We start from the raw sequence: 6,000 nt of genomic DNA on the forward strand, positions 1-6,000 counted from the left end.
TTCACCGCACACCCGATATCCACACCGACCACACCCGCCGCACCCCCGACGCGCTCGGCGCGGACCGCCGCCCAGCGCCGCGGCACACCCCGGCCGCCCCCGCCGCGGGGCCCGGACCTGGTGCGGGAGTCGATCACGTGGCATCGTCCTGCACAGCCGCGTTCCGCGCACACCCCGCACGTGCGCGGCGACGCCCACGACGCGTGACAGCCGGGAGACGCCAGATGACCACCGCACCGCAGCCCGCAGCCCAGCCGGAACCCCTGTGGCAGCCCGGCGAGGACCGCATCGCCGCCGCCCAGGTCACCCGCTTCCAGGACTGGGCCGCGAAGCACCACGGCGCGCCCCCCGCCGTCCCCGGCGACGCCGCCGCGAGCTACGCCGCGCTCCACCGCTGGTCCGTACAGGAACTGGAACGCTTCTGGCAGGCCACCACCGAATGGTTCGACGTCCGCTTCGCCACCCCGTACGAGCGCGTCCTCGCCGACCGCGCCATGCCCGGCGCCACCTGGTTCCCCGGCGCCACCCTCAACTACGCCGCACACGCCCTGCGCGCCGCCGACGACCCCGCCCGAGCCGGCACGCCCGCCCTCCTCCACGTGGACGAGACCCACGAACCGCGGACCATCACCTGGGCCGAGCTCCGCGGCCAGGTCGGCTCCCTCGCCGCCGAACTGCGCCGCCTCGGGGTACGCCCCGGCGACCGCGTCAGCGGCTACCTCCCCAACATCCCGCAGGCCGTCACCGCGCTCCTCGCCACCGCCGCCGTCGGCGCCGTATGGACCTCCTGCGCCCCCGACTTCGGCGCCCGCAGCGTCCTCGACCGCTTCCAGCAGGTCGAACCCGTCGTCCTGTTCACCGTCGACGGCTACCGCTACGGCGGCAAACGCCACGAACGCGCCGAGACCGTCGCCGAACTCCGCCGCGAACTGCCCACCCTCCGCGCCGTCGTGCACATCCCGCTCCTCGGCACCCCCGCCCCCGAAGGCGCCCTCGAATGGGACGCGCTCACCTCCGCCGGCGCCGAACCCGTCTACGAGCAGGTGCCCTTCGACCACCCCCTGTGGGTGCTCTACTCCTCCGGCACCACCGGCCTCCCCAAGGCCATCGTCCAGTCCCAGGGCGGCATCCTGGTCGAACACCTCAAACAGCTCGGCCTGCACTGCGACCTCGGCCCCGGCGACCGCTTCTTCTGGTACACCTCCACCGGCTGGATGATGTGGAACTTCCTCGTCTCCGGCCTCCTCGTCGGCGCCACGATCGTCCTGTACGACGGCAGCCCCGGCCACCCCGACATCTCCGCCCAGTGGCGCGTCGCCGAACGCACCGGCGCCACCCTCTTCGGCACCTCCGCCGCGTACGTCATGGCCTGCCGCAAGGCCGGCCTCCACCCCGGGCGCGACCTCGGCCTCACCACCGTTGAATGCGTCGCCACCACCGGCTCGCCGCTGCCCCCCGACGGCTTCCGCTGGATCCACGACGAGGTCGCCGACTCCATGTGGATCGCCTCCGTCAGCGGCGGCACGGACGTGTGCAGCTGCTTCGCCGGAGCCGTCCCCACCCTCCCCGTCCACATCGGCGAACTCCAGGCCCCCTGCCTCGGCACCGACCTCCAGGCCTGGGACGCCGCCGGCCAGCCCGTGACCGACGAGGTCGGCGAACTGATCGTCACCAACCCCATGCCGTCCATGCCCATCCACTTCTGGAACGACCCTGACGGCACCCGCTACCACGACAGCTACTTCGAGATGTTCCCCGGCGCCTGGCGCCACGGCGACTGGATCACTCTCACCTCCCGCGGCTCCGTCGTCATCCACGGCCGCTCCGACTCCACCCTCAACCGCCAGGGCGTACGGATGGGCTCCGCCGACATCTACGAAGCGGTCGAACGGCTCCCCGAGATCCGCGAATCCCTCGTCATCGGCGTCGAACAGCCCGACGGCGGCTACTGGATGCCCCTCTTCGTCCACCTCGCCCCGGACGCCGCACTCGACGACGAGCTGCGCGCCCGCATCAAGAGCACCATCCGCGAGAACCTCTCCCCGCGCCACGTCCCCGACGAGGTCATCGAGGTGCCCGGAGTCCCGCACACCCTCACCGGCAAACGCATCGAGGTCCCCGTCAAACGCCTCCTGCAAGGCGCCAAGCTGGAGAAGGCCGTCAACCCCGGCTCCGTCGACGACCTCGAACTCCTGCGATTCTACGAGCGGCTCGCCCACGACCGCGCCGCCGCGGACAGCTGAGTCGGACCCGCGGCCGGCCGACGCCGAGGGCCACTGTCAGTGCCCCCGATTACTCTGAGTGAGCATTGATCGCTCACGCCGAGGGGGAGTCATGGCGCACGCCGGAAACGACCGAAAGCGCACCACCGCACGGCGCTCGCTGCGCCGAGAAGCACCCAGCACCGTGGCCCTGCTCGCCGACGAACGGGACTTCGCGGCCATGCGGCGGTACGAGACCTTCTCCTTCGACGACCACACGGCCTACCTGCGGCAGATGGAAGGACTGCTGAAGACGCTCGCCGCCCAGGGCGTCCACGTCACCGTCGCCCTCTTCGACCCCGTCGGCTACGAGGAGTTCTGCGCCCACACCCGCCTCGACCCCGACGCACCCGCCAGCCGCACCCGCTACACCGCCCACCTGGGCGCGGCCGGCGGCACGGTGCCCTACGAAGGCCAGCCCGTCGACCGCCTGCTGCCGCACCTCATCGATGCCGCCGAACGCCAGGCGACCTGGGAGTACGCGACGCGGCTGCTCTCCCGGGCGGCCGGCTGCGAGAGCTGCGGCGAGGACCGGGCCGATGCCGCGTTCGCCCGCGCCTCGCACGCCCTGCGGCTGCTCCTCGACGTGGACGGGCATAGCGCGCACCACCTGGTGTGCAGTATCCCGGCCGACCACCCGGCCGACGAGCCCCCGCTCGTCGCGGTGGTGCGCGCCGAGCCCCGCCCCGGCGGCGCGCTCCACGCGCCGCAGACCCAGGCCCTCGTCTTCTGCACGGTGCTGGCCGCCGGCCTGGCCACCGCGCGCCGCGGCGGCGTCGTCCTGCGCACCACCACGCCGGACGGTCGCGACCGGGTCCGCGGCTGGGCCCTGCACGACGACTGGCTGCGCCCCCTGAGCGAGGCCGAGATCTTCGCCGCCTACTGCACGGACGCCGACACCGGCGAACCCGTACCGCCCGAGCACGGAGTGGAGTACGCGGCGGGCGCCCCGCTCGTACGGCCACCGGAGGCGGGGGAGACGACCTGACGCCCCCTCACGCACGAGGGGCGTTCCCACCGCGCGCCGCGGTCGGAACGCCCCTCGTCGCGGGAGCTCACATCCGGCTCACTCGCCGGACAGCACCGCCTGCGCGGCCCGCCGGGCCTCGTCGGCGGAGTCCACGGCACGGGCCGCCGCGGCGGCGCGCTCACACTGCGCGAGCGTGTGCTTGGCCAGCGTGGCGCGCACGTACGCGATGGACGCGGCGCCCATGGACAGGCTGGTGACGCCCAGACCGGTCAGCACACAGGCGAGCAGCGGATCGGCCGCGGCCTCACCGCACACGCCGCAGCTCTTGCCCTCCGCCTTGGCGGCCTCGGCCGACGCGGCGACCAGGTCGAGCAGCGCGGGCTGCCAGGGGTCCTGAAGCCGGGACACCGCGCCGACCTGCCGGTCGGCCGCGAAGGTGTACTGCGCGAGGTCATTGGTCCCCAGCGACAGGAACTCCACCTCCTGAAGGATGGAGCGGGCCCGCAGCGCGGCGGAGGGGATCTCCACCATCGCGCCGAACTTCGCCTGGAGCCCCGCCTCGCGGCACGCGTCCGCGAACGCCTTGGCGTCCGCCCGGTCGGCCACCATCGGGGCCATGACCTCCAGGTAGACCGGCAGCCCCTCGGCAGCCTCGGCGAGCGCCGCCAACTGCGTGCGCAGCACCTCCGGGTGGTCGAGGAGGCTGCGCAGCCCCCGCACACCGAGCGCCGGGTTGGGCTCGTCCGACGGCGTCAGGAAGTCCAGCGGCTTGTCCGCCCCGGCGTCCAGCACCCGCACGACCACCCGGCCCTCGGGGAACGCCGACAGGACCTCGCGGTAGACCTCGGCCTGCTTCTCCGCGGACGGCGCCTTGGAGCTGTCGTCCAGGAAGAGGAACTCGGTACGGAACAGGCCCACGCCCTCCGCGCCGGCCTCGACCGCGGCCTGCACATCGCCGGGCCCGCCGATGTTCGCCAGCAGCGGCACCTTGTGCCCGTCGGAGGTGGCGCCCGGCCCGGACGACGCCGCGAGAGCGGCCTTACGGGCCTCGGCGGCGCCCGTCAGCTCGGCGCGCTTGGCCGCGTCCGGCTCGATGAAGACCTCGCCCGTGCTGCCGTCCACCGCGACGACCGTGCCCTCGACGAGTTCGCCCGCACCGGGCAGCGCCACCACGGCCGGCACCCCGAGCGCACGGGCCAGGATCGCGCTGTGGCTGGTCGGCCCGCCCTCCTCGGTCACGAACCCGAGCACGAGCGCCGGGTCGAGCAGCGCGGTGTCGGCGGGCGCGAGGTCCCGCGCGATCAGTACGTACGGCTCGTCGCTGTCCGGCACACCCGGCATCGGCACACCCAGCAGCCGCGCAACGATGCGGTTCCGTACGTCGTCCAGGTCGGCGACCCGGCCCGCGAGGTACTCGCCGGCCCCGGCCAGCAGCGCCCGGTAGGCGGCGAAGGCGTCGTACACTGCCCGCTCCGCGGTGCTGCCGACGGCGATACGCCGCTCGACGTCGGCCATCAGCTCGGGGTCCTGGGCCATCATGGCCTGGGCCTCCAGCACGGCCTGCGCCTCACCGCCGGCCAGGTTCCCGCGCGCGATGAGATCGGCGGACACGGCCTCCACGGCCTGGCGCGCGCGCCCCTGTTCGCGCGGAGCCTCGTCCGTGGGGATCTGCTTCGCCGGCGGCTCCAGGACCGCCGTGCCCATGTGCCGTACCTCGCCGATCGCCACACCGTGGCTCACACCGACGCCTCGCAGCGTTGTCTCCATTTCACCTGTCTCCCATTGATGCGACGACTACGGCCGTCGCGGTGGATGTCGTACGCGCCGCCGACGGCGGCCCGGGGATCACTGCCAGGTGAAAAGCGTGTCACCGGTCTTGAGGTCGCCCTCTTCGCGGACGTCGCCGAGCGCGTCGGCGGTGGCCTCCAGCGCGATGACCGGGCAGACCGGCGACTTGCCGGCCTCTTCGACAGCGGCCGGGTTCCAGCGCACGACGGCCTGGCCGCGCGTGACGGTGTCGCCCTTGTTGACGAGCAGCTCGAAGCCCTCGCCGTTGAGCTGAACGGTGTCGATGCCGAGGTGGGTCAGCACACCGTGTCCCTCGGCGTCCACCACGACGAACGCGTGAGGGTGCAGGGAGACGACGACACCGTCCACGGGCGCCACGGCCTCGGACGGTTCACGGGCCGGATCGATGGCGGTACCGGGCCCCACCATCGCGCCGGAGAAGACCGGGTCGGGCACTGCCGCGAGTCCGATGGCGCGTCCGGTGAGCGGGGACGTCACGGTGGTCATGGGAAGCCTCCCAGGGGCGGAGATTCATCACGCGCCGTCACTACCTGTCCCGGACGACGCACTGGTCAGAAGGGTAAGTCATAGGAACGGCGGATTCCGCACACAAGATCCATAAGAGTGCGGTCCCGGAGCCGGTCCCACAGCGCGCCCGCGGTGAGCCCGCAGCGAGGAATCGATTTGCCTCGGCTCTGCGGGGCATGTACTGTCGTACCCCTGCCAACGACCGAGGCACGCAGTCAACTGCGGGCGAGTCGGAGGGCGGCACCTATCAGATACTGATCCAATTCTCGGATTCGCTTCTGTGTGTCTGCGTATATGCGTATATGCAGAAAACGAGCGGTAAGAGAGCGGGAAAAGCACTGATAGAGTGGTGGAACACCGAAGGGAAGCGCCCGGAGAGACCGGTGAAACGGTCACGAAGGAAGCGTCCGTTCCTTGAGAACTCAACAGCGTGCCAAAAGTCAACGCCAGACT

The 6,000-nt window shown here is 72.3% G+C and carries 4 protein-coding genes; 2 read left to right on the plus strand and 2 right to left on the minus strand.

Annotated elements, in window-relative coordinates; translation table 11 throughout:
• Positions 1-224: 224 nt before the first annotated feature.
• Both AB0I49_RS37515 and AB0I49_RS37520 read left to right on the plus strand, forming a co-directional pair.
• The gene (locus AB0I49_RS37515) at positions 225-2,243 is read left to right on the plus strand and encodes an acetoacetate--CoA ligase (RefSeq protein WP_363231712.1); all 2,019 of its coding nucleotides are present in this window, start codon (positions 225-227) and stop codon (positions 2,241-2,243) included.
• 91 nt (positions 2,244-2,334) lie between these two features.
• Complete coding sequence (locus tag AB0I49_RS37520) at positions 2,335-3,249, plus strand: hypothetical protein (RefSeq protein ID WP_363231713.1); 915 nt, start codon at positions 2,335-2,337, stop codon at positions 3,247-3,249.
• A 78-nt stretch (positions 3,250-3,327) separates the two neighbouring features.
• On the opposite strand, the gene ptsP is transcribed toward AB0I49_RS37520, so the two are convergent.
• Together ptsP and AB0I49_RS37530 are read right to left on the minus strand one after the other, a co-directional pair.
• On the minus strand, positions 3,328-4,998 hold the full coding sequence (ptsP, locus tag AB0I49_RS37525; RefSeq protein WP_363231714.1) for a phosphoenolpyruvate--protein phosphotransferase: 1,671 nt from the start codon (positions 4,996-4,998) through the stop codon (positions 3,328-3,330).
• 78 nt (positions 4,999-5,076) lie between these two features.
• Positions 5,077-5,526, minus strand: coding sequence for a PTS glucose transporter subunit IIA (locus AB0I49_RS37530; protein WP_363231715.1), 450 nt, complete (start codon positions 5,524-5,526; stop codon positions 5,077-5,079).
• Positions 5,527-6,000: the final 474 nt, after the last annotated feature.

This window comes from Streptomyces sp. NPDC050617, assembly GCF_040654795.1.
Taxonomy (GTDB): domain Bacteria; phylum Actinomycetota; class Actinomycetes; order Streptomycetales; family Streptomycetaceae; genus Streptomyces.